This is a genomic window from Aeromicrobium sp. UBA7512 (assembly GCF_002476985.1).
GTDB lineage: Bacteria > Actinomycetota > Actinomycetes > Propionibacteriales > Nocardioidaceae > Aeromicrobium > Aeromicrobium phoceense.
This window is the reverse complement of the sequence record NZ_DLNK01000007.1, coordinates 989863-1015051: the sequence shown is the minus strand read 5'-3', so window position 1 is coordinate 1015051 and position 25189 is coordinate 989863. Positions and strand designations below refer to the sequence as shown.

Genomic DNA, 25189 nt, shown 5'->3' with positions numbered 1-25189 from the left:
AACTCCCGACACCGTCCCGCCCACGAGGCGCCCCGCTCACGGGGCGTCGGCCCGTCGCGCTCGCACGGCCCGCGCCACGATCTCCCACGTCACGGCCGCAGCCACCAGCACGACCGCCACCGGGACGAAGTCCCTGACGTTCGAGTCCGGGGACTCGGCTCCCTGGTTGAGTCCCATCCAGTACAGGCCGAGGGCGAAGACCAGCGCGACGGAAGTCCTCATCAATCCTCCTCCCTCACTCGGCTCACCCTGCCCGGGCGACGGAGGCTCACGTCGACTTCCTCGCCTTGCGGCGTCGCAACGCACCGAACAGCAGGTCGCCGATGCCGACGCCGACCAGGCAGGCGAACGCGAGGCTCCAGTCGGCCGCCTCCCGTTCGGTGAAGAGGAGAACGGAGGCGCCCAGAGCGGCCGCGATGACCAGGTATCCGCCAAGGATCTTCAGCACGAGACCACCTTGGCAGTGACGAGGGCCGGACCGATGACGCGGAACTTCGCCTCGGCGCACTTCTTCGCCTTCGCGGCCTTCTTGAAGGCGCTGCGCAGCTTGTTGAAGTACAGGTTGACGGCCACGGCGCACACGGCGCGCGCCGCCAGGCCCGGCGGGCTCGAAGCAGGCACCTTCCCGCACAGCGTGCTGATGCCGGCGCCGATCGAGGAGCTCATGGCCTTGGCGATCCTCGCCGTGTCCTTCTTGCCGAACTTCACGCAGACTGCGGTGCCCAGACTGCAGAACTTCACCTTCGGGTCGGCGACCACCGGGTACGCGACGTCTCGGGTGCGGTGCTCGACGACCTGGCGGACGGTGCTGCCGCGCAGCTCGTAGCGCGTGGGGACGTGACGCCCCCTCGCGTCGACGGCCCACGGACGCTCGACCTGCGCCACCACGACCCCGTCCTTGCCGATGAGGTCGATCCCGCCGTCGGGCGCCGGCCGCGGGGAGACGTCGCCGCGGAGCCCGAAGTCGTAGGTGGCCGGAGCGGCCGCCGAGTCGATCCCGATCAGCACTTGGGTGCCCGTGGCCGTGGGCGCGACCGCGAGGCTCGCGTCGCGGGACGCGGACAGGTGGAAGCGACCGTCGACCCTGGTCGCCGTGCCGGAGGCCGGCAGCTGCAGCGCGACGGACGCACCACCCGCTGTCTCGATCGGCACCCGGCCCCGCCTCACCGCCCCTGTGGGCGACTCCGCGAGCGGGACGGCGTCCTCGACCAGGGCGATCTGGCCGAGGCGGTCCTCGACGGTGGCGCGCTCACCGGCCTGTGTCGGTGGCAGGGCTGAGAGTGTGAGAGCGGCCGTGGTGGCCACGACCGCGAAGGTCCGACTGACGATGTGCATGAATCCCCCGATTCGATGATGGGCAAGCCCGGTTGAACGATCGAAGCACAACTTATTGTGCTCGATGGGCCGCGTCAAGCACCGATCCACAGGCACCGATTCGCACGGGCCGGGGACAGGACGAGCTCAGGTCACGCGCTGCAGCCAGCGCACCCGCGACACCCCGGGCCCGGGGAAGAGCCGCAGCGCGCCGAGCAGGATCACGCCGGCGATGATGCCGTCCATGAACCAGTGGTTCGCGGTGACCGTGACCACCACGATGGTGATCACGGCGTGCCAGATCGCCAACTGCCGCACCGGCCCGCCGGCCGTGCGCGCCACGACCACGGCGATCAGCACGGCCCATCCCACGTGGAGGCTCGGCATCGCCGCGAACTGGTTCGCCACCGCGCCGCTCGCGCCGTCGTAGGCGGACGGGCCGTAGACCGTCATCGTGTCGGTATAACCCAGCGCGGGGAACATCCGCGGCGGCGCCAGGGGGAACGCGATGTGCAGCACGACGGCGACCGCCGTCTGCAGGATGATCAGGTTGCGCGCCCAGCGGTACTCCACCTCCGGCCGACGCAGGAAGCCCCAGACGAGGAAGGCCACCGTCACGGGGAAGTGCACCGCGACGTAGTACGTGTTGGCCAGCTGGAGCAGGTCCACCGTCGGCACGAGGTCCTGGATCCACGCCTCACTCGGCAGCCGGAGCGCGCGCTCCACCCCGTTCACCGCGTGGGCGTTCGCCAGCGCGGTCGCCTCGGCGTCCATCGACAGCAGTCGTCCCGTGCGGTAGAGGAGGTACACCGCTGCTAGCAGGACCAGCTCGAAGGCGGCCATGAGGGACCAGTCGCGCACGCGCACGACCACCTCGGAACGCCGGGAGAGGGCCATTGACCCAGACTCTCAAACCACACCCGGTAGGAACACCCCTAGACGCCCCGGGGATCACCCTGATCCAGAGGAGCCGATCAGAGCGTGGACTGGATGCCGGCCAGTAGCTGGCGCGCCATCACGATGCGCTGCACCTGGTTCGTGCCCTCGTAGATCTGGGTGATCTTCGCGTCGCGCATCATCCGCTCGACCGGGTAGTCGCGCGTGAACCCGTAGCCGCCGAGCAGCTGGACGGCGTCGGTGGTCACCTGCATCGCTGTGTCGGAGGCGAAGGCCTTCGCCGCAGCGCCGAAGAACGTGAGGTCCTTGTCGCCGCGCTCGGACCGACCGGCGGCCGCGTACGTGAGCTGTCGCGCGGCCTCGATCTTCATGCCCATGTCGGCGACCATGAACTGCAGGCCCTGGAAGTCGGCGATCGGCGTGCCGAACTGCTTGCGCTCCTGGATGTAGCCCAGCGCGTAGTCGAGCGCGCCCTGGGCCACGCCCACGGCCTGCGCGGCGATCGTGACGCGGGTGTGGTCGAGCGTCTTCATGGCGATCGCGAAGCCCTCGCCGACCTCGCCGATGATCCGGTCGCCGGGGATCCGCACGTTGTCGAAGTAGACCTCGCGGGTGGGCGAGCCCTTGATGCCGAGCTTCTTCTCCGGCGCGCCGAACGAGACGCCCTCGTCGGACTTCTCCACGACGAACGCGGTGATGCCCTTCGTGCGCTTGGACGGATCGGTCTGCGTCAGGACGGTGTAGTACTCGGACTCGCCCGCGTTGGTGATCCAGCGCTTCGTGCCGTTGATGATCCAGTCGTCGCCGTCGCGCTTGGCCGTGGTCTTCTGATTGGCCGCGTCGGAGCCGGCCTCCGGCTCGGACAGGCAGTAGCTGAAGAGGCCCTCGCCGCGCGCGAGCTTGCCCAGGTACTTGGCCTTGATCTCCTCGTTGCCGCCGATCTGCACCGGGAGCGATCCGAGCTTGTTGACCGCGGGGATCAGCGAGCTGGAGACGCACACGCGGGCGACCTCCTCGATGACCAGGACGGTGGCCAGCGCGTCGGCACCGGCGCCGCCGTACTGCTCGGGCACGTGCGGCGCGTGGAAGTCGGCCGCGATGAGCGCCGCGTTCGCCTCGCTCGGGAAGCGCGGCGCCTCGTCGACGTCGGCGGCGTAGGGGGCGATCTTCGCCTCGGCCACGGCACGCACCGCCTCGCGGATCGCCTGGTGCTCCTCGGACAACGCGAAGAAATCGGACACGCTCAACTCCCGGACATGGAAAAGGTAGGAACTCCGCGCATCCTACGCCGGGCCCCCGGTGCCCTCGGGCCCCGGGGAAGTCAGTGCCGTTCCAGTGCCTCCACGATGAGCCGGCCGAGCTCGACGGGCTTGGTGAACTGCGGCCAGTGACCCGTGGGGAGGTCGACGTACTCGACGTCGCGCACCCGGGCGAGCTCGCCGACCCACGGCTCGCCGGCCTCGATCGCGTCGCGCAGCACCTGCGAGGGGAACTCGCAGCAGATGACCGTGGCCGGGACCTCGAGTCGCCGGTCGTCGGTCAGGGTGATGCCCTCGGTGGCGACGCCCTTCGGCTGGGGAATCGCCCGAGCGATGAAGTCGGCGCGGAGCTGCTCGTCGAGGTCGACCAGGTCCATCTCCATGAACTCGTCCCACGGCGGCAGCGGGATGTCGTCGCCGTCGGCCGGGAGCTCCTCGTTGATCGCCTGACCCTCGGACGGCGGACCTGAGTCGACGTAGACGTTCCGCGCGAGCCGGTCGGGGCGGACGTCGGCCACGCCGTGGATCACGGCGCCACCGCCGGAGTGCCCGACGAGCACCACGTCACCGTCGAGCGCGTCGACCTGCGCGGCGACGAAGTCGACGTGGTCGCGCAGGCCGATGCCGGTACGAGGAGCGTCCCGGGACTCCAGCCCGGGAAGCGTCAGCGGGTGGACGCGGTGGCCGGCCTCGACGAGCTGGGGCGTGACCGCGTCCCACGAGGAGGCATCGAGCCAGAACCCCGGGACGAGAACGATGTCCATGCTCGGACGATACGCGCTCGCCCGGATGAAATCAGTGGCCGCGGACGGCGGCGCCCTTGGCGCGTGCGGCGTCGGCCAGCGACGCCTGGAAGTCGACCATCTTCGCGGTCAGCGCAGGGTCGCCGGCGGCGAGGATGCGGATGGCCAGCAGCCCCGCGTTGCGGGCGTTGCCGATCGCGACGGTGGCCACGGGGACGCCCGCGGGCATCTGCACGATCGAGAGCAGCGAGTCCATGCCGTCGAGGTACTTCAGCGGGACCGGGACGCCGACGACCGGCAGCGGCGTCACGGCGGCGAGCATGCCCGGCAGGTGGGCCGCTCCCCCGGCGCCCGCGATGATGACCTCGAGCCCGCGCTCGTGGGCCGTGCGGCCGTACTCGAGCATCTCGTCGGGCATCCGGTGCGCCGAGACGACGTCGGCCTCATACGCGACGCCGAACTCGGCCACGGCGGTGGCGGCGGCCTCCATCGTCGGCCAGTCCGAGTCGGACCCCATCACGATTCCCACGCGCTTCGTCATGCCTGGACTCCGTCCGTCAGCAGTGCAGCGCTGTGCCGGGCCCGGCGCAGCACGTCCTCGAGCTCCTCGCCCACGGCGGTGACGTGGCCGACCTTGCGGCCGGGCTTGACCGCCTTGCCGTAGAGGTGGACCTTCACGTCGGGCTCCGCCGCGAGCGCCACCTCGCGCTGGGCGGCGAGATCCTGCACCGCACCGCCGAGGATGTTGACCATGACCGACCACGGCTGCCGCGGCGTGGTGGAGCCGAGAGGCAGGCCGGTGACGGCGCGCAGGTGGTTCTCGAACTGGCTCGTCACCGCGCCGTCGATCGACCAGTGCCCCGTGTTGTGCGGGCGCATGGCCAGCTCGTTCACCAGCACGCGGTCGTCGTCGGTCTCGAACAGCTCGACCGCCAGCATCCCGACGACGTCGAGCTCCTCGGCGATCGTGCGGGCGATGTGGCGCGCCCGGGCCTCGAGCGCGGGGTCGAGGTTCGGCGCGGGGGCGATCACCTCGGAGCAGACGCCGTCGACCTGACGCGACTCGACGACCGGGTAGTCCACGATCTCGCCCGTGGCGCTGCGGGCGACCTGGGCCGAGAGCTCGCGCCGGAACGGCACCAGCTCCTCGACCAGCAGCTCTCCCGGCGCCCCGAAGGGCTCGTCGAGATCGACGGCCGACTCGACCTTCCAGACGCCCTTGCCGTCGTACCCGCCCCGAGCGGTCTTGACGATGGCGGGGAAGCCGAAGGCCTCGACGTCGGCGGGCTGCTCGACCGCGGCCCACCGCGGGCACGGCACGCCCAGCTCGGTGAGGCGGCGCCGCATGACGAGCTTGTCCTGGGCGTGGATGAGCGCGTCGGGGCCGGGACGGCACTGGTGCCCCTCCTGCGCGAGCGCCCGGAGGTGCTCCGGTGGGACGTGCTCGTGGTCGAACGTCACGACGGGGGCGTCCTGCACGGCCGCGCGGAGGTCGTCGAGGTCGGTGTGCGACCCGACGCGGTGGTCACCGATCACCTGGGCCGCCGAGACGTCGGGGCCCTCGGCGAGCAGGCACAGGCGCAGCCCCAGCGCGATCGCGGGCGGTTGCATCATCCGGGCCAGCTGGCCTCCGCCGATCACGGCGACGTCGCGGCCGGGAGCTTCGTGCGTCACGGCGCCAGCCTAGAGCGCTCCCGGCGCGCACGGTGGCGGAGGGCGCTTAGCGCGGTGGGCTCAGCGCGACCGGAAGGTACGGCGCTCGGTGACCGTGATGGGCGAGAGGTGCCCGAAGCCCTTGATCGGGCGCGGCGGCAGGGCGCGGGTGTCGAACTGGTCGCCGAGCGCGTCGGCCGTCTGCTGGTCGACGAGCACGCGGTTCGCGCGGGCCACCTGCGAGAGGCGGGCGGCGAGGTTGACCGGCGGCCCGAAGACGTCGCCCAGGCGACTCAGCACCGATCCCGTGGCCAGGCCCACCCGGACGTCGGGCAGCTTCGCCCGGGCGCCGATCGCGGTGATGATGTCGAGCGAGATCCGCGTGGCCTTGACCGGGTCGGGGTGCACGAACAGCATCGCGTCGCCGAGCGTCTTGATCACGCGGGCGCCGGCCGCCGTGATGAGGTCGCCACAGCGGGTCTCGAAGTCCTCCACCACCGACGCGAGGGAGGCCTCGTCGAGCCGGTTCGACAGCGCAGTGAAGCGCGTCATGTCGGCGAAGCCCACGGTCATGTCGGTGGAGAGCAGGGCCTGGTCGTTCTCGCCGAGAGCGGTGAGCCGGGCGGCCGCGGCCGCGAGGTGACGTCGCCAGACGTGCACCATGAGTCGCTCGAAGCCCGGCACCGAGCTCTGCGCCAGCTCGAGCGCCGCGTCGGCGCGGCTGTCGGACTTGCCGCGCACGATGTCGGCCTCGAGCTGGTCGACGAGGATCGTGACCTGCCAGTCCGCCAGCCGCGACATGGTCTGCCCCAAGGCGCGGGTCAGCCGGAAGACGGTCTCCTCGTCGAGGATCTGGTGCTCCATCGCGGTGGCGACGATCGCCACGGCGCTGACGTCGGCATCGCCGAACGCCATCTCCGACCCCGGGTCGGGGAAGCCCAGGTTCCGCCACAGCCGGGCGGCCTGCTCGGGAGTGAGGCCACCGCGCTCGGCGGTCTCGGCGTTCGTGTAGTGCAGCTGCTCCGCCAGGATGACGTCGACCAGCTGCTGGTCGTCAGGACTGCTCATCGCGGCGCGCCTCGGGTGCGTGGGACTCCAGCACGAGCCGCGAGATGCGGCGGTGGAAGTCCTCGATGTGGGGGATGTCGTGCAGGTGCAGGCCCTCCTGCTGGCTGGCGTCGTGGATGATCAGCGTGCCGCAGCGCAGCACGCGGTCGATCACGCCCTTCTCGTAGGCCACGTCGTTGATCCGGGCGAGCGGGATGATCCGGCCGCTGCGCGTCAGGATGCCCTTCTGCTCGATCAGCCGCCGGTTCGTGAGGGTGTAGGTCCACGTGAGCCAGCGCAGGAACGGCAGCAGCGTGCCCCAGACGAACAGCACCGCCAGCACCACGATCCCGGCCAGGCGCGGGGTGCCGCCACCGGAGTCGCCGACCGCCCCGGCGAAGTACCCGCCGACGAGCATGATGGCCAGGCCGACGAGGAACGGCACGATGAGCACCTTCAGGTGCGTGCGGGTGTCGGCCTCGACCGTCTCGTCGTCGAGCAGGAGCTTCTCGGACAGCATGCGGCCATGATCCCACGCCGCGCCCCCGGCACGGGTCACACCGGGCGCAGGTGCGTCACGTCGCCGGCCGACCACGGGACGCCGTCGACGACGAGGCACCCCGACGGGTCGATCCCGGTCGCCTGGCCCACCACGTCGCTGCCGTCGGCGCGCTCGATGCGCACCTGCCGGCCGATCGTCGAGCAGGTCGCGAGGTAGTCCGCGGTGAGCTGCTCGGCGCCCGCCGGGTCTCGCCACAGCTCGAGGCGCTCGCGCAGCCGGTGCAGCAGCGCCACGAGGACCTCGTTCCGGTCGGTCGTGGTCGCGCCCTCCAGCAGCAGGGAGGTCGCCCGCTCCACCGGCAGGTCCTCGGCGGCCATCGCGACGTTGAGCCCGATGCCCACGATCGCGGCGGCCCCGGTGGGCGTCTCGACGCGCTCGACGAGGATCCCGCAGAGCTTGCGCCGGTCGTCCACGAGGACGTCGTTGGGCCACTTGAGCGCGGCCTCCACGCCCAGGTCGCGCACGGTGTCGACGACGGCCAGCCCGGCGACGAGCGGGAGCCACGGCCACCGGGTCGGCGGGACCTCGACGGGCCGCACGAGCGTCGAGACGGCGATCCCGGTGTACCGCGGCATCGTGAACGTGCGGTCGAGCCGGCCCCGGCCCGCAGCCTGGTGGTCGGTGGTGTGGACCGTCCACTCCGGTGCGCCCGAGTGGGCCGCCTGCGCGAGGTCGGCGTTGGTGCTGGCGGTCTCGTCGGTGACGTGGACGTCGAACCCGTCGGCCTCCGCCCGCAGGCGATCGCGGTCGAGCGGGGCGAGGCGAGGTGGCTGCACGGCCCCACCTTGGCACAGCGCGGCCGGACGCGACTCCGGCGCTACTGCGGCCCGAGCACCGCGTCGACGGCCGCTTCCGCCGGAGTGGGATCGACTCCGGGCTGCTTGAGCTCGACGAAGATGACGTGCGTGTCGGTCTCGCCGATGTTCTTCGCGTGGTGCTCCTGCGCCGGCAGCCACATCACGGTGTTGGCCTCGAGCTCCACCTCCATCTGGAAGTCCCCCGACATGAGGCGCCGCTTGAACGAGCTGAGGGTGTACATGACGCTGTCGGGGTGCTCGTGCGGCGTCGTCTCGTCGCCGGGGACGTCCGTGTACTCCAGCACGCGGACCTTCTCGTTCTCCAGGATCACTCGGTAGTGCGCGGGATTCGTCACCGTCGGATCGAGACTCATCCTCCGAGCATGGCACCGGTGCGCTCCTGGCGACAGGGGCTGGCACACCTGCCTTGATGCGAGGCCGGAATCCGCCCCGGTTAGGGTGTTCGCCATGACCGACGCCCTGCCCGACACCCCGCTGGAGGAGCACCCCGAGCTCCACACCACCGCCGGAAAGCTCGCTGACTACGAGCGGCGCCACCACGAGGCGACCGTCGAGGTGGCCGACCGTGCCGCCGAGAAGCAGCACGCACGCGACCGCAAGAGCGCCCGCGAGCGGATCGAGCTGCTGCTCGACGAGGGCTCGTTCGTCGAGCTCGACGCGCTCGCCCGCCACCGCGCGACCTCGTTCGGCCTCGACAAGAACCGGCCGCTGGGCGACGGCGTGATCACCGGCTACGGCACCATCGACGGCCGCCAGGTGTGCGTCTTCAGCCAGGACTTCAGCATCTTCGGCGGCAGCCTCGGCGAGGTCTACGGCGAGAAGATCACCAAGGTCATGGACCTGGCGATCAAGTCCGGCTGCCCCATCATCGGCATCAACGAGGGCGCCGGCGCCCGCATCCAGGAGGGCGTCGTCTCGCTCGGCCTGTACGGCGAGATCTTCCGCCGCAACGTGCACGCCTCGGGCGTCATCCCGCAGATCAGCCTCATCATGGGCAACTGCGCCGGCGGCCACGTCTACTCGCCCGCGGTCACCGACTTCACGGTCATGGTCGACGGCACCTCGGGCATGTTCATCACCGGACCGGACATCATCAAGACGGTCACCGGCGAGGACGTCACGATGGAGGAGCTCGGTGGCGGTCGCACGCACAACACCAAGAGCGGCAACTCCCACTACCTGGCCTCCGACGAGGACGACGCGCTCGAGTACGTCAAGGCGCTGATCTCCTACCTGCCGCAGAACAACATGGAGGAGCCCGAGGCCTACGGCGACGTTGCCGACCTCGAGCCGTCCGACCTCGACATCGCGCTCGACACCCTCATCCCGGACTCGGCGAACCAGCCCTACGACATCCGCACCGTCATCGAGACCGTGCTGGACGACCAGGACTTCCTCGAGGTGCAGGCGCTCTTCGCGCCGAACATCGTCATCGGCTTCGGCCGGGTCGAGGGCAAGAGCGTCGGCGTCGTGGCCAACCAGCCGATGCAGTTCGCCGGCTGCCTGGACATCGACGCCTCCGAGAAGGCCGCTCGCTTCGTGCGCACCTGCGACGCGTTCAACATCCCGGTCCTGACCTTCGTCGACGTGCCCGGCTTCCTGCCCGGCACCGACCAGGAGTGGAACGGCATCATCCGCCGCGGCGCGAAGCTGATCTACGCCTACGCCGAGGCCACCGTCCCGCTCGTCACGATCATCACGCGCAAGGCGTACGGCGGCGCGTACGACGTCATGGGCTCCAAGCACCTCGGCGCCGACATCAACCTGTCGTGGCCCACCGGCCAGATCGCCGTCGTCGGCGCATCCGGCGCGGTCAACATCCTCTACCGCCGCGACATCGCCGCGGCCGAGGATCCCGAGGCCCTGCGGGCCGAGCTGATGACCGAGTACGAGGACACGCTCTGCAACCCCTACGTGGCGGCCGAGCGCGGATACATCGACGGCGTCATCAAGCCCAGCCAGACCCGCGCCGAGGTCGCCAAGGCGCTGCGCCTGCTGGCGACCAAGCGCGAGACGCTGCCGCCCAAGAAGCACGGGAACATCCCGCTGTGAGCGAGAACGAGGCGACCGAGACCCCGGAGCGCAAGCCCGTGCTCCGGGTCGTCAAGGGCGACCCGACCGCCGAGGAGCTCGCGGCGCTCGTCGCGGTCGTCGCCGCGCGCAACGCCGCCGCCGCGGCCGCCGCTGCGGACGCCAAGCCGAGGCAGCGCAGCCAGTGGGGCCACCCGGTGCGCCAGCACCGCACCCCGCACCGCTTCGGCCCCGGCCAGTGGCGCGCCTCCGCGCTCTGAGTTCGTACTGACGGTCGCGCTGGCGCGTGTGGAACGATCGGGGCATGAGCCTGCGCCACGAGCCCGACGTCTCGCACGCCGACTGGTTCGTCCGGTCGGAGGCGGACTGGTCCGTCCTCGCAACGCAGGGACCGCCCGGCTTCGAGGCCTACGCGACCGTCCGCTTCGACGACGGTGAGTCCGTCGCGTACCGCAGCGACGACGAGGTCATGGCGCACGTCGTCCGGCTGGCTGCCGCCCACACCCGCACCCCCGACGACGTGCTCTTCGGCCTCTGGGACGGCTGGGGCGAGCTGACCGACGCCGGCCGCGCCTACACGACCCTGCGCGGGAACTGGCTGCGCGACCTGTGGTTCCGGCCCACTCCCCCGCGGATCCGCCCCGCGTTCGACGACGACGTCCTCGAGGCGCCGAAGGTCGACCTGCGCGGCGAGCGTGCCTACCTGCTGTTCCGCGGCCCGGCCGCGAGCGTCGGCGACTGGGGAGCACGCCCCTACGACACCGACGTCGACCGCACCCTGCCGCCCGCGTCGATCACGTGGCCCGCCGACCGGGCCTGGTTCATCGCGGCCGACGTCGATCCGTCGTGGATGGTCGTGGGCGGCTCGCAGGCACTCGTCGACGCGATCCTGGCCGCGCCGGATCTCGACGCGGCCCCGGCCACGCACGGCGTCGTCCCCGCCTTCACTCCCGAGGAGGACCGATGAGGTTCGTCCTGGCGTCGGCCTCGCCCGCCCGCCTCAGCACCCTGCAGCGCGCCGGCGTCGACCCCGAGGTCGTCGTCTCGGGCGTCGACGAGGACGGCGTCTCCGCGACGACGCCGGCGGATCTGTCCACCGAGCTGGCCCGCCTGAAGTGCCGCGCCGTCGCCGCCGACCACCCCGACGCCCTCGTGCTGGGCTGCGACTCCGTGCTGGAGTTCGACGGCCAGGTCCTGGGCAAGCCGCACGACCCCGACGTCGCGCGCCACCGCTGGTACGCGATGCGCGGCAACGTGGGAGTCCTGCACACGGGCCACTGCCTGCGGCTGGGCTCCGACGAGGTCGTCCGCCACGCGGCCACCCGCGTGCACTTCGCGAACGTCACCGACGACGAGATCGACGCCTACGTCGCCAGCGGCGAGCCCCTGCAGGTCGCCGGGGCCTTCACCATCGACGGCCTCGGCGCCGCGTTCGTGACCCGCATCGAGGGCGACCACCACAACGTGGTCGGCGTCAGCGTCCCCGCGGTGAGGGAGATGGCCCGCGACCTCGGCGTCGAGTGGACCTCCCTCTGGCGCTGACGTGGCAGCATGACCCCCGACGCATCGTCACTCGTCTCGGGGAGAGCACGTTGAAGAAGACCCTGTCCGTCGTCGGCTCGATCCTGCTGGCGGCCACCGCACTGAGCTGGCCCGCCGCCTCCGCACAGGAGGATCCCGCCGCCGACACCGCGATGATGCTGGTGATGGACGCCTCGGGCTCGATGGCCGAGCGCACCGGCGGCGGCTCCACCCGCATCCAGGCGGCGAAGGACGGCCTCGACGCGGTGATCGACGGCCTCCCCGACGAGCAGCGCGTCGGCTTCCGCGTCTACGGGGCGAGCGACGTCGCCGAGGACGACCCGGCGGCGTGCACCGACTCCGAGCGCATCGTCGACCTCGACACGGACAACCGCGACGCGCTCCGCCAGGCCGTCGCCGACTACGAGCCCGTCGGCTGGACCCCCACGAGCCACGCCCTGCGCGAGGCGGCGAAGGACCTCGGCGACTCGGGCCAGCGCACGATCGTCCTGGTCTCCGACGGCGAGCCGACGTGCGACCCCGATCCCTGCGTCGTCGCCCGGGAGATCGCGAAGGACGGCATCGACATCCGCATCGACGTCGTCGGGTTCGACGTCTCCGGCGGCGCGAGGAAGACGCTGCAGTGCGTCGCCGACGAGGGCAACGGCACGTACTACGACGCCGACGACGCCGAGAGCCTGACCGACAGCCTGCGCGTCTCCTCGGTGCGCGCCTCGCGACCGTTCGACCTCACCGGCACCCCGGTGAAGGGCACGCCCACGGAGGACGGGGCTCCCCTGCTGGCGCCGGGTCAGTACACCGACACGGTCGCCGTCGGCGGGCCGTCGAACTACCGCGTCGCGCGGACGGCGCCCGACTCGACCGTCCACGTCGGCGCCGTGATCAGTGGCGTCAGCGGCGACCTCGGGGCATCCGCGACCCTGCGGACCAAGCGCATCGGCGGCCTCATGTGCTCGGGCTCCACCACGTACGGCCTCGACATGTCCAGCCGGTCGCCGGTCTACTACGGCGGCGTCTCCAGCTGGGTGCGGGCCGCCGCCTCCGAGTGCCGCACCGACGACGAGCTCGGGGTGCAGGTGGAGCGCAGCGTCGGCCAGATCGAGGGCCGTCCGATCGAGCTGGCCGTCTACGAGGAGCCGCCCATCACCTCCGACCTCGCACCAGGTGCCGCCGGAGGCGAGCCCGCTTGGGTCGCGCCGACGCCCGGCACCGCCACCGAGGCCGTCCCCGGCACGAGCATCGCCAGCGCGCCCGAGGTCGGGCCGGGCACCTACCAGCTGGACATCAGCGCCGGCGAGACGCAGGTCCTCGCGGTCCCGGTCGACTGGGGCGAGCAGGTGCGGGCCCAGGTCGACGCGAAGCTCACCGACGAGGTCCGCGACGCCGCGGCCATCGGTAGCGGGCTGGACGTCTCGGTCATCAACCCGTTGCGGCGCGACGTGACCATCAGCCTCTACGGGAACTGGCCCCAGGACTGGACCCGTGACCCGTGGGCGAACCTGCGCGAGAACATCGCGTTCCGCACCGGCGCGATGTCGTGGCCGCTGCACCCCGCGAACCGCGCGCAGAACGACACCACCCGCGAGGGAGCCTCGCTGGCGGGGATGCACTACGTCGTCGTCAGCCTCAAGCTGCGAGGCGACGAGACCAACCTGCCGTACACGCTGACGCTCGACCGCGAGAACGTGCTCGGCGACGTCGCGCCCACGTACGCCGACGTCGAGGGGCTGAGCGCCCCGGTGGCCGATTCGCGCCTCGTCGACTCGCCCGTCACGACCGCGGCGCAGAAGACCGACGACGCCGACACCCGGGCGGCTGCCGACGGCGAGGACTCCGCCTCGCCCCTGCCGTGGGTGGTCGGCGGGGCGGTGGCCGCCCTGGTCCTCGCGGCCGGGATCGTCATGGTGCTCCGGCGCCGCCGCTGATCAGCGGTCGGCCTCGGCCTTCCCCACCTGCGGCAGGACCACCGAGGTGCCGGCGCCGCCGGGCCAGCAGGAGAACCCGATCGGGACCTCCTGGCCGGCCTTGACCATCTCCTCGAGGGAGTCGAGGCACTTGGACACGAGCACGTTCGGGTCGCGGGACACCGAGCCGGCCAGGTTCTTGTTGGCGAGGGCCTGTGCCTTCGCGGTGGCCTCGCGCTGCTGGGCGATCCGGGTGTTGGCGACCTCGGCCTGGTAGGCGTTGATCTTCTCCTGCGTCTGCTTGTCGAAGCGGATGATCGGCAGGATCACGCTGAGCACCTCGACGTCCTCGCCGACGCGCTCGGACAGCGCCTCGTGCACCTGGGCCGAGTAGGCGTTCAGGTCCACGCCCGCCGAGGTGGTGGCGCCGTCGGAGCCGATCCCGGCCTTGACCGACTCCAGGGGGTCGTAGTCGCCCAACACCTCGTTCAGCGCGGCCTTGAGCTCGCGCGTGACGAGGGAGTCGCGGATGTTCTCCATCTGGCGATAGTCCTGGTAGAGCTCCTTGCCCGCCTCGAGGCGGATGCGCCAGCGGATCGTCGCGTCGACGCCCGAGGTGGAGCCGTTGCCGATGCGGATGTCGATCGCGCGGTCGGCGCCGGTGAAGTTGTCGGTCTGGATCGTTCCGTCGAGCTTGTTGACCTTCTGCCACGGCGCCTTCACGTGCAGGCCGTTCGACCACACGGCGACGGGGCGACCGAACGACGTGACGACACCGATCTCCCGCGTCGGCACGATGGCGGTCATCGAGACCACCGCGACGATCACCGCGAGCAGGCCCAGCGCGACCGCGGTTGCGGTCGCCGGCGCGGACGGCTTGGACTGCGCCCGCAGGTGCCGACCCACCAGCACCGCGCCGACGACTCCTGCGACCAGACCGACCAAAACGAACAGGGTGAACACCGCTGTACCTCCCGAGAAATGTGCGACCGAACCGCTGAACCCTATCGGCCCGGAATGCGGATTCGGCCCCTATCCGTCTCAGGGAACGAAGAATTGGTCCACCATTCAGGCTCGACGTGGGATCATGGAAGAACGATGGCCACCTCACAGCGTCCGCGACGCCACCTCGCGAGCAGCCCCTTCCCGAAGAAGCCCGACGTGGCTGACGAGGTCTACGAAGTGGGCGCGCGCGTGTCCCACGACTCGTTCGGCCTCGGTCGCGTCCTCAGCGTCCAGGGCAAGAACTCGGCGCAGGTCGACTTCGGCAACGGAGCGGTGCACGTACCGCTTCCGTGCCGTTCGATGACCGCGCTCTGATCCGAACTACTCGACCGGCAGGCCGAGCGAGCGTGCGATGAGCATGCGTTGCACCTCGCTCGTGCCCTCGCCGATCTCGAGGATCTTCGCGTCGCGGTAGAACCGCGCCACGGGGTACTCCTCCATGAATCCGTAGCCGCCGAACACCTGTGTCGCCACGCGCGTCGCCGTCACGGCGGCCTCCGAGCTGTAGAGCTTCGCCACCGACGCCGCCTGCTTGAAGCGCTGGCCGGTGATCCCCGCGTCCTTCATCGCCGCCGCCTGGTAGGTCAGCGCGCGGGCCGCGTCCGCCATCACCTTGAGGTCGGCGATCTGGAACGCCACGCCCTGCTTGCGCCCGATGGGGCCGCCGAACGTCTGGCGCTCCCCCGCGTACCGCACGCACTCCTCGAGGCAGGCCTCGATCAGGCCGACGGCCAGTGCGGCGATCGCGACGCGGCCGTCGTCGAGGGTCGCCAGGAACTGCGCGTAGCCGCGTCCCCGCTCGCCCAGCAGGTGGTCCTCGGGCACGCGAACGCCGCTGAAGCTGAGCGCGTGCGTGTCGCTGATGTGCCAGCCGAGCTTGTCGTAGGGGGCCTCGGCCACGAACCCGGGCGTACCCGCCGGGATGACGATCGCCGAGATCTCCGGGCGCCCAGCGTCGCGGGTGCCCGTGCGCGCCGTGACCGTGACGAGTGACGTGATCTCGCTGCCGGAGTTGGTGATGAACTGCTTCGCGCCGTCGACCACCCACGAGCCCCCGTCGAGCACGGCCTTGGTGGCGGTGGCTCCCGCGTCCGAGCCGGCGCCCGGCTCCGTGAGGCCGAAGCCCGCCAGCGCCCGGCCGGCGACGAGGTCGGGCAGCCAGCGCTCCCTCTGCTCGGGCGTGCCGAACGTCTGGATCGGGTTGATGCCCAATCCGACGCCCGCCTCGAGGGTGATGCCGATCGACTGGTCCACGCGGCCGAGCTCCTCGATGGCCAGGCACAGGCTGGTGAAGTCCGCGCCCGAGCCGCCGAACTCCTCCGGAGCGGTCAGGCCGAACAGCCCGAGGTCGCCCATCGCGCGCACGACGTCGACCGGGAAATGGTGCTCCCGGTCCCACTGCGCGACGTGGGGCGCGATCCGCTCGGCGGCGAAGTCACGGACGACCCGCCGGAAGTCCTCGTGCTCACGAGACAGTTCGAAGTCCATGGACGAAGGTTAACAGGCGTTAACCTCGCCGGGGCGACGAAATGACCTCCACCACACTCCCTTAGACTCGCCACTGCCGTTCAGACGCGAGGAGTATTCGTGAGCAAGCCCCTGCAGAAGGTCCTGGTCGCCAACCGTGGCGAGATCGCGGTCCGCGTGATCCGCGCCGCGAAGGATTCCGGAATCGCCAGCGTGGCGGTCTACGCCGAGCCCGACCGTGACGCGCTGTTCGTGCGCCTCGCCGACGAGGCCTATTCGCTCGAGGGCTCGACCCCCGGCGACTCCTACCTGTCGATCGAGAAGATCATCGCGGTCGCCCAGCGCTCCGGCGCCGACAGCGTGCACCCCGGCTACGGCTTCCTGGCCGAGAACGCCGACTTCGCCCAGGCCGTCATCGACGCCGGGCTGATCTGGATCGGCCCGCCGCCGGCCGCGATCGAGAGCCTCGGCGACAAGGCCAAGGCCAAGCACATCGCGCAGATCGCCGACGCGCCGCTGGCGCCCGGCACGAAGGACCCGGTCAAGAACGCCGACGAGGTCGTCGCGTTCGCGCAGGAGCACGGCCTGCCGGTCGCCATCAAGGCGGTGTTCGGTGGCGGTGGCCGCGGCCTCAAGGTCGCCAAGACGATCGAGGAGATCCCCGAGGCCTACGAGTCCGCCGTCCGCGAGGCCGTCAGCGCCTTCGGCCGCGGCGAGTGCCTCGTGGAGAAGTTCCTCGACAAGCCTCGTCACGTCGAGACCCAGTGCCTGGCCGACAGCCACGGCAACGTCGTGGTCGTGTCCACCCGCGACTGCTCGCTGCAGCGTCGCCACCAGAAGCTCGTCGAGGAGGCCCCGGCGCCGTTCCTGTCCGAGGACCAGCTGGCGCGCCTCTACGCGTCGTCCAAGGCGATCCTCAAGGAGGCCGGCTACGTCGGCGCCGGAACCTGCGAGTTCCTCGTCGCCCGCGACGGCACCATCAGCTTCCTCGAGGTCAACACGCGCCTGCAGGTGGAGCACCCGGTCTCCGAGGAGGTCACCGGCATCGACCTCGTCCGCGAGATGTTCCGGATCGCCGCCGGCGAGGAGCTGGGCTACGACGACCCCGAGATCATCGGGCACTCGATCGAGTTCCGCATCAACGCCGAGGACGGCGGCCGCGGCTTCCTCCCCGCCCCCGGCACCCTCACCAAGTGGGCACCCCCGTCGGGCCCCGGCGTCCGCCTCGACGCCGGCTACGAGGAGGGCGAGACCGTCCCCGGCGCGTTCGACTCCCTCGTCGCCAAGCTGATCGTCACCGGCCGCACCCGTGAGCAGGCCATCGAGCGCTCGCGCCGCGCCCTGGACGAGTTCGTCGTCGAGGGCATGCCCACGGTGATCCCGTTCCACCGCGACGTGCTGGACAACGCCGCCTACAACGCTTCGGAGGGCTCCTTCGACGTCTACACGACGTGGATCGAGACCGACTACGACAACCAGCTCGAGCCCTACTCGGGCCCGTCCGAGACCGACGAGCCGGGCGAGCGCGAGCGCGTCACGGTCGAGGTCGGCGGCAAGCGCGTCGAGGTCGTCCTGCCGGGCGGTCTGGGCGCGAGCGCGGCTGCGACGGGCACCAAGAAGGCCAAGCGCAAGGCCGGCAAGTCGGCAGGCGCGGCCGCCAGCGGCGACTCGCTGACCTCGCCCATGCAGGGCACCGTCGTCAAGCTCGCCGTCGAGGAGGGCCAGGAGGTCGCCGAGGGCGACCTGGTCCTGGTCATCGAGGCGATGAAGATGGAGCAGCCGATCAACGCCCACAAGGCGGGCACCGTCACCGGCCTCTCCGCCGCCATCGGCGAGACCGTCGGCGCCGGCGCGGTCATCTGCGACCTCAAGGACGCCTGAGCCACACCGCACCACCCCGCGACGCCCCGGTCCTCGACCGGGGCGTCGTCGCGTTCGGGTCAGCGCCCCAGGATCCGGCTCAGCCACCCTCCCCGGTCACTGTCCTCGTGGCCGCCGCACCACTGGCCCGGCGGGGTCGCGGCCCTGACGGCCGCCACGTGCTGCCCGCAGCCGGCCCAAGTCGTCTTGCCGCACGTCCGGCATCGCGTGGGACGGCACATCAGGACGCCCCCTCCCCCGCCTCGAGCGCGTCCGCGAAGTCGCACACGGCGCTGTAGGCGCGCGCGCCGTGGATCGTCGCCGGGCCTCCGTGCATGAGGAACGTGACGCCGATGGCCTCGGCCGCCTCCTCGCGGGTGGCACCGGCGCGTACGGCCGCCTGGGCGTGCGAGGCGATGCAGCCGTCGCACCCCTCGACCACGCCGATCGCGAGGGCGATCAGCTCTTTGGTCCTGCGGTCCATCGCGCCGTCGGCGAAGGCGGCACCGGAGAGCTCGGCGAAGCCGCGGTAGACGTCCGGGATCGCGCGACGCAGCTGGCGGTGCAGCGGCGACAGGTCCTTCAGGACGGCCGGTCCGTGCTGTCCGGACTCAGGGGCGGAGTGACTCATTCGACACCTCTCGTTGCGGGTTGGCTGTATCCCCCCAGGGGGTTAAGATAGAACCTACCGACAACCCCCCAGGGGGATCAAGAGAAGGGATGCACCATGACGGACTTCACTCTCAGCGCGACCGTGCCCCAGCCCTACGAGCAGACGCTGGAGCGCGTCCGAGCGCTCCTGGTCGATGCGGGCTTCGGCGTGCTGACCGAGATCGATCTCCGGGCCACACTGCGCGCGAAGCTGGGTGTCGAGACCCCGCCCCGCGTGATCCTCGGCGCCTGCCGTCCCGAGCTCGCGCACCGCGCCCTGGCCACCGACCCGCGCATCGCGACGCTGCTGCCGTGCAACGTGGTCGTGACCGCGAGCGGCGACGGCAGCCGGGTCGACGTCCTGGACCCCGCCGTCATGACCGAGCTAGGTTCGTCCGCCGAGCTCGACGAGGTGGCCGCCGAGGCACGTCGCCGGCTCACCGGCATGATGGACGCACTGGTCCACCACGAGGAGGTCGACGATGCAGCTCGAGCCTGACGAGGTCAAGGCGATCGCCACCCGGCTGAAGCGGGCGAACGGCCACCTCGCATCCGTGATCCGGATGCTCGAGGAGGGCACCGAGTGCGAGGACGCGCTCACCCAGCTCGCCGCGGTCAACAAGGCGATCGCGCGGAGCGGCTACGCGCTCGTGTCGACCGGACTGCAGAAGTGCCTGGTCGAGGAGGGCCCCGACAGCGTCGACAGCAAGAAGCTGGAGAAGCTCTTCCTGGCGCTGGCCTGAGGCTGGCTCAGGAGGCGCGTCGGTCGCCCTCGCGCACGGCGGCGCGGATGTCGGGCGAGACGCCGGGCGTGGAGGCCGGGGCGTGGTGGTCGACCTCGCCGAAGGCCACGCCGGTGGCCCAGACGATCAGGGTGGCGAAGGCCCAGGTGCCCCAGCCGTCGATGTCGAAGCCCGGGCTCGGCACGATCGCATCGGTGAGCACGAGTGCGAGCGCCGTGACGGCCAGTCCGCCGGCGATCGTGTAGACGCGGAGCCAGCCCGGACCGAGCAGGCGCAGCGCGAGGGTGCGCAGCACGACGCTCAGGACCGTGAACAGCACGACGGCCGCCACCCACCAGCCCAGCGTCAGCGTGAAGCCGTCGAGCACCCACGCGGCGACACCAAGGGAGACGGCATTGGCCACGGCGGCCGTGACGATCGTGATCCAGAGTCGCGCGCTCAGCATGGGACGATCATCCCATCCGTGACCCTCAGAAGCCGAACCAGTCCGACTTCAGCCCGAACGCCCAGCGCGCGTCGACGCCCGTGATGGTGCGGCTCGCCTTGGAGCCCTGCAGCTTCAGCGAGACCACGCGGCCGCCCAGCGAGCCGTGACCGTTGCGCTTCGTCACCGTGATCGACGTCAGCTTCCCGATCGTCGGGTACTTCTTCTGGATCGCCGAGGCGCTCACCGCGTGGCTCCACGCGTGGTTTCGGTTGCCCGACCAGTTGTCCCACGGGTCACTGACCGCCTTGAGGTACGGCGTCGAGCCCTGGTTGGTGAAGCCGCCCGAGGAGCTCGAGAACTGCGTCAGAGCCGGGGCCCCCTGGTAGGTCAGGATCTTGCCCTTGGTGCCGAGGATCGCGTCGTTGGTGCGCTTCGTCTCGTCGGCGTACCCGCCGTACACCTGGCACGAGACCGTGTCGCAGATGTCGTAGTGCCGCGACGAGCCGAGGTAGCGCGAGCCGAAGGTGCGCGCCGCGACCGACTGCGCCTTGAGCGCCTCCATGCTCCAGCTGGACGGCATCTCACGGGCGACGACGCCGCGGACGTAGGCCTCGAGGCTCAGGACGTTCACCGTGTCGCGCGTGGTCTTCGTCGGCTTGGCGGAGCGGAGCGCGCCGCGGTAGGCGCGGGTGCTGCCGTTCGGCATCACCAGCCGGATGGTCGCGGGGCCCTCGAACTGGGCGTCCGACTTGAACGTGCGGAACGCGTACCAGGCCGAGCCGGACTTGTAGGAGACCGTGTTCAGGCCGCGGTTGCTGGGGGCGGTGTCGATCGTCCAGTCCGAGACCGTCCGCGAGCCCACCTTCGCGGGCAGCGCCTGGACGGCGTTGTTGGCCAGCGTGCGCAGCTTCAGCCCGCTCTGGTGCTTCACCTGGACGGAGTTCGTCGTGTCGGCCGAGACCTGCACGCGGATCGTGGCGGACTTGAACGTCAGCTTCGTGCCCGGGTAGTACTTCTTGAGGATCGCGTCGTACTTCTGGCCGGCACGGGCGCCGCCCTCGGCGCCGTACTGGCTCATCCCGATGCCGTGCCCGTAGCCGTGGCCCTTGAACGTCACCTTGCCGCCCGCGGGCTTCACGACGTTGCGCGCCGAGGGGGCGGGCGCGGGTGCCGGCTTCGGCTTCGGGGCCGGCGCGGGCGCCTTGGCTCCGCTGGCGCCGAGCGTGGTGCCGGCGGGGTAGGGCTTGGCCGAGTAGGCGCTCACGCGCTCCCCCGTGCCGGGCGAGAAGACCGAGACGCGCACCTGGTACTTGCCGCCCCGCTTCAGCTTCTTGATCGCGACGGCGTTCTTGTAGGCCGTGACGTAGCGCTTCTTCGTCGTGCCGGTCTCCCAGTACATGACGCGGTAGGCCGGAGCGCCCGCCTGCGCCTTCCAAGCGAACCGCAGGCCCGTCGAGGTCCTCGTGGTCAGCTTCAGGCCCGTGGGGGCCGTGAAGGCCCGCGTACGCGCCGTGGGCATGGGCTTGGCCGTGTAGGGGCTCACGCGCTTCTTGGCCGTGGGGTTCCAGACGGACACGCGGAAGACGTAGGTGCGGCGCGAGTACAGGCCGGTGATCGTCGCGGACGTGGCGCCGACGTTGTAGTACTTCGCGCCGGCCGAGCTGCCCGTGGGCGAGACCATCACCCGGTAGCCCGGAGCGCCTGCGACGGCAGCCCAGGAGACCTTCGCCGAGGTCGTCGACGCGGACACCTTCACGCCCTTGGGAGTCGCGTAGGTCTTGATCGGGGCCGGAGCCGCCGTCGGGGCGCCCGCGGCCGAGGTGGCCTTGGAGATGTACGTGGCGGCGCGGTCGCGCAGGCCGCCGACGGCGCCGATCCACGCGTACCCGTACTTGCCGGGGCATCCGGTCGACGTCACGTTGCGGTGGCCGTTGATGACCGAGTACCGCTTTCCGCCGGTCGCGTAGGTGCCCTTCGGGTTCGCACCGAAGAACTTCAGCCGCCAGCCGGCGAGCCGCACGACCGCGGACTGCATCGCGGCGCTGGGCTTCACGTAGTCGAAGTGGCCCATCATCGAGATGCCCGTGGCGTACTGGTTCACCGCGTCGACGCCCGAGTGCGCGGCACGCACCTGCTTGGTCATGCCGCCCTTGCGGCCCTCGAAGATCTGGCCGAAGCGATCGACGAGGAAGTTGTAGCCGATGTCGCACCAACCACGGCCCTTGACGTGGTACGTCTGGTAGCTGCGCACGAGGCCCGCGGACTCGGACTTCGTGTAGGTGTTGGAGCCCGCCGTGTGGTGGATGACCACACCGAGGGCCTTGGGGCGGGTGACCGGGGCGCTGCAACTGGTGCCCGCGCCGGCCTTCCACTGCGCCCGCGTGATGATCGAGGGCATCGGCACGACCTTGGGGGTGCCGTCCGCGGCCACCGCCTCGGTGGTGCCTTCCTCCTCCTCGGAGAGGCTGTAGGACGCCGGGGTGACCGGCGTGACGACCTCGGGCTTGCCCGGGTCGATCGTCGTGACCTTGACGTCCTGGGCCGTGCCGGAGGCGGCCTTGACCTCGACGGCGACGCCATCGGCGGGAGCCTCGGTCCACAGCGGCGACGTCCCCGGGCGACCGCCGTCCGCGCTGTCCTCGACGTCGAGACGCTGCCAGTCGCTCCACGCGCCGTTCGTCCGCACCTGGACGCGCACCGTGACGTCGGCGGCGTCGGAGTCCGCGCCCCACGTGACGCCGACCATCCGGAACGGGTCCACGGTGGCGCGCTCGACGGCGTCACCGTCGGCAGCGGGGTCGGGCTCGACGGCGGTCTGCTCGACCTCGACGGCCTCGGAGACCGGAGCGGTCGTGGTGGCCTCGGTGGGTGCCGTGGCGGCAGGGCGCGACACGACGATGTCGGTTCCGGCGGCCTGCGCGGGGGCAGGCAGCATCAAGCAGGCGCCGGCGACGGCGATCGTGGTCAGACCAATGCTGCAGCGGGTCGGCCAGGAATGCATGGGGGAAGTCCATTCTGTGGCGGGTACATCTGTTGCTCATGTGGCAGGAGGAGCACCCGCATCAGACCACACTTTGAAAGGCCGTTCCAGCAGTTCGGGTCTGACCTGCGAAACAACAAGCGTGTGATTACACGCGTGGGGAGCCCAGATTCAAGTCATGCTTCAGACTTGGCGGTGCAGGCGGCGGGCCACCTCGCCGACCGTGCCGGACATCGACGGGTAGACGCTGAAGGCGTCGGCCACGTGGTCGACGGTGAGCGAAGCCGACACCGCGACCGAGATCGTGTGGATCAGCTCGCTGGCCCGAGGGCTCACCACGACGCCGCCGATCAGCGCGCCGATGCCCTGGCGCGCGTAGAGCTTGACGAAGCCGTCGTGGATGCCCTGCATCTTCGCCCGGGGGTTCGCCGCGATCGGCAGGATGGCCGTGTCGACCAGCAGGCCCTGCTCGTCGATCTCGCGCTGGCCGACGCCCACGGTGGCGATCTCGGGCGAGGTGAAGATGTTGCTGGAGACCTTGCGCAGGTCGAGCGGGTGCACGGCGTCGCCGAGCAGGTGGGCCATCGCGATGCGCCCCTGCTGCGCCGCGACCGAGGCGAGCATGAAGACGCCGGTGCAGTCGCCGGCCGCGTAGACGCCCGGGATGTTCGTGCGCGAGACCTTGTCCACCGCGATGAAGCCGCCGTCGTCGGTGTCGATGCCGACCTCGTCGAGGCCGAGGTCGGCCGTGTTCGGGATGGAGCCGAGGGCCAGCAGGCAGTGCGATCCGGTGACTGTTCGGCCGTCGGTCAGCGTGACGACGACCTGGTCGCCCTCCCGGCGGGTGGAGGCCATGCGGGACTTCCCGAGGACCTTCATGCCGCGGCGGCGGAAGACGTCCTCGATGAGGTTGGCGGCGTCGGGGTCCTCCCCCGGAAGCACCCGGTCGCGGCTGGACACGAGGGTGACCTCGGCGCCGAGGCCGTTGTAGGCGCTGGCGAACTCCGCCCCCGTGACGCCGGAGCCGACCACGATCATGTGCTCGGGGAGCTCGCGCAGCGCGTACACCTGCTCCCACGTGAGGATGCGCTCGCCGTCGGGCTGCGCGTCGGCGCTGACCCGCGGGTGCGCGCCGGTCGCGATGAGGATGCCGTCGGCCGCGAGCCGCACCTCACCGTCGGGCGTCGAGGCGATCACGGTGCGAGCGTCGGCGACGCGGGCGACGCCCGACAGGACGGTGACGCCGGCGGAGACCACGCGCTCGGCGATGTCGTCGGACTGGGCCGAGGCCAGGCGCAGGACACGGTCGTTGACGGAGGCCAGGTCGGCGCGCGGCGCCTTGGGCACCTCGACGCCGAGCTCGGCGGAGCGGCTGACCTCGTGCAGGAGGTCGGACGTCGCGATGAGGGTCTTGCTGGGCACGCAGTCGGTCAGCACCGTGGAGCCGCCCAGGCCGTCGCGCTCGACGAGCGTGACCTCGGCACCTAGCCGCCTGGCGACCAGCGCCGCCTCGTAGCCGCCGGGTCCGCCACCGATGATCACGACATGGGTCATGTACCGATTGTCCCGCATGGCGGCGTCACCGCCCGCGGCGAGGGTCAGCGGGCGAAGCGCGGCAGCTGGGTGGAGAGCTCCGCGAAGAGCGCACCGTTGAGACCGAAGACCACCTTGACCTCCTCGACGACCCGCTGCTGGTCGCGGGCGGTCAGCGGGAGGGAGTCCAGGCTGGCGCGGTAGGCGTCCTTGTAGGGCTTCGGCTTGGGGACGGCCTCGAACTGGTAGAAGGCGATGCCCTGACCCTCGGGCAGGTCGAACGTGCGCGCGAGGATGCGGCCGATCGCCTGTCCACCCGACAGGTCGCCGAGGTAGCGCGTGTAGTGGTGCGCGACGAACAGCGCGGGGTCGGCGGCCGAGGCCTCGATGCGCGCGACGTAGCGGTCGACGGCGGCGCTACGGACCTGCGGCACGCCGGCACCACCGGACCAGAACGCGAGGTCGGCGTCGATCGCGGCGAGGCGGTTGATCGCGGGATCGATCACGGCGCCGGCGATCGGGTCGTCGGCCAGGCCGGCACCCACGGACTCGAGCGCGGCGTAGATCGGGCGCAGCATCGCCAGGTACTCGGTGTAGCCGGTCTCGTTCACCCGGCCGTCGAGCAGGCACGACATGAAGCTCGAGCCCTCGGCGTCCTTGTGCTCGGCCTGGGAGCCGTCGCGCATCTGCACGGACAGTCCGGTCTCGGTCGGCAGCACGGTCATGGTCGCGCCTCTCTGTGGGGGTGTGGCT

At 71.1% G+C, this 25189-nt stretch carries 28 protein-coding genes; 9 read left to right on the top strand and 19 right to left on the bottom strand.

What is annotated here, in order from left to right:
- Positions 1-36: 36 nt before the first annotated feature.
- From B2363_RS15780 to B2363_RS15725, 12 genes are all read right to left on the bottom strand, one after another.
- Positions 37-222, bottom strand: a complete 186-nt coding sequence (locus tag B2363_RS15780) for a hypothetical protein (RefSeq protein WP_181752645.1) — start codon at positions 220-222, stop codon at positions 37-39.
- Between the two features lie 46 nt (positions 223-268).
- The gene (locus B2363_RS15775; RefSeq protein ID WP_181752647.1) at positions 269-448 is read right to left on the bottom strand and encodes a hypothetical protein; all 180 of its coding nucleotides are present in this window, start codon (positions 446-448) and stop codon (positions 269-271) included.
- Positions 442-1335, bottom strand: a complete 894-nt coding sequence (locus tag B2363_RS15770) for a hypothetical protein (RefSeq protein WP_181752649.1) — start codon at positions 1333-1335, stop codon at positions 442-444. The genes B2363_RS15775 and B2363_RS15770 overlap by 7 nt, the downstream gene beginning before the upstream one ends.
- Positions 1336-1461: 126 nt before the next feature.
- Positions 1462-2211, bottom strand: coding sequence for a phosphatase PAP2 family protein (locus tag B2363_RS15765; protein WP_181752651.1), 750 nt, complete (start codon positions 2209-2211; stop codon positions 1462-1464).
- A gap of 77 nt (positions 2212-2288) precedes the next feature.
- Positions 2289-3452 (bottom strand): acyl-CoA dehydrogenase family protein, encoded by a 1164-nt coding sequence (locus tag B2363_RS15760; protein ID WP_376785983.1) that lies wholly within the window; start codon positions 3450-3452, stop codon positions 2289-2291.
- Between the two features lie 80 nt (positions 3453-3532).
- The gene (locus B2363_RS15755) at positions 3533-4234 is read right to left on the bottom strand and encodes an alpha/beta fold hydrolase (RefSeq protein WP_286931379.1); all 702 of its coding nucleotides are present in this window, start codon (positions 4232-4234) and stop codon (positions 3533-3535) included.
- Between the two features lie 31 nt (positions 4235-4265).
- Complete coding sequence (purE, locus tag B2363_RS15750; RefSeq protein WP_286931378.1) at positions 4266-4754, bottom strand: 5-(carboxyamino)imidazole ribonucleotide mutase; 489 nt, start codon at positions 4752-4754, stop codon at positions 4266-4268.
- Complete coding sequence (locus B2363_RS15745; protein WP_376785985.1) at positions 4751-5827, bottom strand: 5-(carboxyamino)imidazole ribonucleotide synthase; 1077 nt, start codon at positions 5825-5827, stop codon at positions 4751-4753. Before B2363_RS15745 ends, purE begins: the two co-directional genes overlap by 4 nt.
- Positions 5828-5947: 120 nt before the next feature.
- Positions 5948-6934, bottom strand: coding sequence for an adenylate/guanylate cyclase domain-containing protein (locus B2363_RS15740; RefSeq protein ID WP_286931375.1), 987 nt, complete (start codon positions 6932-6934; stop codon positions 5948-5950).
- A complete protein-coding gene (locus tag B2363_RS15735) occupies positions 6921-7433 on the bottom strand; it encodes a PH domain-containing protein (RefSeq protein ID WP_181752661.1) in 513 nt (170 codons plus the stop codon). The genes B2363_RS15740 and B2363_RS15735 overlap by 14 nt, the downstream gene beginning before the upstream one ends.
- 35 nt (positions 7434-7468) lie before the next feature.
- Positions 7469-8251 (bottom strand): biotin--[acetyl-CoA-carboxylase] ligase, encoded by a 783-nt coding sequence (locus tag B2363_RS15730; protein ID WP_286931374.1) that lies wholly within the window; start codon positions 8249-8251, stop codon positions 7469-7471.
- Between the two features lie 41 nt (positions 8252-8292).
- The gene (locus tag B2363_RS15725; protein WP_286931371.1) at positions 8293-8646 is read right to left on the bottom strand and encodes a hypothetical protein; all 354 of its coding nucleotides are present in this window, start codon (positions 8644-8646) and stop codon (positions 8293-8295) included.
- 94 nt (positions 8647-8740) lie between these two features.
- On the opposite strand from B2363_RS15725, the gene B2363_RS15720 reads away from it, so the two are divergent.
- The 5 genes from B2363_RS15720 to B2363_RS15700 are packed head-to-tail and all read left to right on the top strand — an operon-like array spanning position 8741 to position 13791.
- Positions 8741-10345 carry an acyl-CoA carboxylase subunit beta gene (locus tag B2363_RS15720; protein ID WP_286931370.1) on the top strand — a complete coding sequence of 535 codons (1605 nt, stop codon included), beginning with the start codon at positions 8741-8743 and terminating at the stop codon, positions 10343-10345.
- A complete protein-coding gene (locus B2363_RS15715) occupies positions 10342-10584 on the top strand; it encodes an acyl-CoA carboxylase epsilon subunit (protein ID WP_286931369.1) in 243 nt (80 codons plus the stop codon). Before B2363_RS15720 ends, B2363_RS15715 begins: the two co-directional genes overlap by 4 nt.
- Positions 10585-10628: 44 nt before the next feature.
- Positions 10629-11291 (top strand): hypothetical protein, encoded by a 663-nt coding sequence (locus tag B2363_RS15710; RefSeq protein WP_286931367.1) that lies wholly within the window; start codon positions 10629-10631, stop codon positions 11289-11291.
- A complete protein-coding gene (locus B2363_RS15705) occupies positions 11288-11866 on the top strand; it encodes a Maf family protein (RefSeq protein WP_286931365.1) in 579 nt (192 codons plus the stop codon). Before B2363_RS15710 ends, B2363_RS15705 begins: the two co-directional genes overlap by 4 nt.
- Positions 11867-11916: 50 nt before the next feature.
- Positions 11917-13791 carry a VWA domain-containing protein gene (locus tag B2363_RS15700; RefSeq protein WP_286931363.1) on the top strand — a complete coding sequence of 625 codons (1875 nt, stop codon included), beginning with the start codon at positions 11917-11919 and terminating at the stop codon, positions 13789-13791.
- Here the strand turns inward: B2363_RS15700 and B2363_RS15695 are convergent, their stop codons facing one another.
- Entirely contained in the window at positions 13792-14733 is a 942-nt protein-coding gene (locus B2363_RS15695) for an SPFH domain-containing protein (protein WP_181752675.1), read from the bottom strand.
- A 135-nt stretch (positions 14734-14868) separates the two neighbouring features.
- Here B2363_RS15695 and B2363_RS15690 point away from each other — a divergent pair, with 135 nt between their 5' ends.
- Positions 14869-15090 carry a hypothetical protein gene (locus B2363_RS15690; protein ID WP_181752677.1) on the top strand — a complete coding sequence of 74 codons (222 nt, stop codon included), beginning with the start codon at positions 14869-14871 and terminating at the stop codon, positions 15088-15090.
- Positions 15091-15096: 6 nt separating this feature from the next.
- On the opposite strand, the gene B2363_RS15685 is transcribed toward B2363_RS15690, so the two are convergent.
- Positions 15097-16263, bottom strand: coding sequence for an acyl-CoA dehydrogenase family protein (locus B2363_RS15685; RefSeq protein ID WP_286931360.1), 1167 nt, complete (start codon positions 16261-16263; stop codon positions 15097-15099).
- 111 nt (positions 16264-16374) lie between these two features.
- On the opposite strand from B2363_RS15685, the gene B2363_RS15680 reads away from it, so the two are divergent.
- Complete coding sequence (locus tag B2363_RS15680; protein ID WP_414632743.1) at positions 16375-18123, top strand: acetyl/propionyl/methylcrotonyl-CoA carboxylase subunit alpha; 1749 nt, start codon at positions 16375-16377, stop codon at positions 18121-18123.
- A 220-nt stretch (positions 18124-18343) separates the two neighbouring features.
- On the opposite strand, the gene B2363_RS15675 is transcribed toward B2363_RS15680, so the two are convergent.
- Positions 18344-18733 (bottom strand): carboxymuconolactone decarboxylase family protein, encoded by a 390-nt coding sequence (locus B2363_RS15675; RefSeq protein WP_181752683.1) that lies wholly within the window; start codon positions 18731-18733, stop codon positions 18344-18346.
- A gap of 96 nt (positions 18734-18829) precedes the next feature.
- Between B2363_RS15675 and B2363_RS15670 the strand changes: the two genes are divergently transcribed.
- Both B2363_RS15670 and B2363_RS15665 read left to right on the top strand, forming a co-directional pair.
- Positions 18830-19252, top strand: coding sequence for a DUF302 domain-containing protein (locus tag B2363_RS15670; RefSeq protein WP_181752685.1), 423 nt, complete (start codon positions 18830-18832; stop codon positions 19250-19252).
- The gene (locus tag B2363_RS15665) at positions 19236-19496 is read left to right on the top strand and encodes a metal-sensitive transcriptional regulator (protein WP_181752687.1); all 261 of its coding nucleotides are present in this window, start codon (positions 19236-19238) and stop codon (positions 19494-19496) included. Before B2363_RS15670 ends, B2363_RS15665 begins: the two co-directional genes overlap by 17 nt.
- A 7-nt stretch (positions 19497-19503) precedes the next feature.
- Here B2363_RS15665 and B2363_RS15660 read toward each other — a convergent pair whose 3' ends face one another.
- The 4 genes from B2363_RS15660 to B2363_RS15645 all read right to left on the bottom strand — a co-directional run bounded on the left by B2363_RS15660 (position 19504) and on the right by B2363_RS15645 (position 25161).
- Positions 19504-19941 (bottom strand): phage holin family protein, encoded by a 438-nt coding sequence (locus tag B2363_RS15660; RefSeq protein WP_181752689.1) that lies wholly within the window; start codon positions 19939-19941, stop codon positions 19504-19506.
- A gap of 25 nt (positions 19942-19966) precedes the next feature.
- Positions 19967-22924 carry a SpoIID/LytB domain-containing protein gene (locus B2363_RS15655; protein WP_286931353.1) on the bottom strand — a complete coding sequence of 986 codons (2958 nt, stop codon included), beginning with the start codon at positions 22922-22924 and terminating at the stop codon, positions 19967-19969.
- 162 nt (positions 22925-23086) lie between these two features.
- On the bottom strand, positions 23087-24457 hold the full coding sequence (locus B2363_RS15650) for an NAD(P)H-quinone dehydrogenase (protein WP_286931351.1): 1371 nt from the start codon (positions 24455-24457) through the stop codon (positions 23087-23089).
- A gap of 44 nt (positions 24458-24501) precedes the next feature.
- Positions 24502-25161, bottom strand: a complete 660-nt coding sequence (locus B2363_RS15645) for a heme oxygenase (biliverdin-producing) (protein WP_286931349.1) — start codon at positions 25159-25161, stop codon at positions 24502-24504.
- Positions 25162-25189 lie beyond the last annotated feature (28 nt).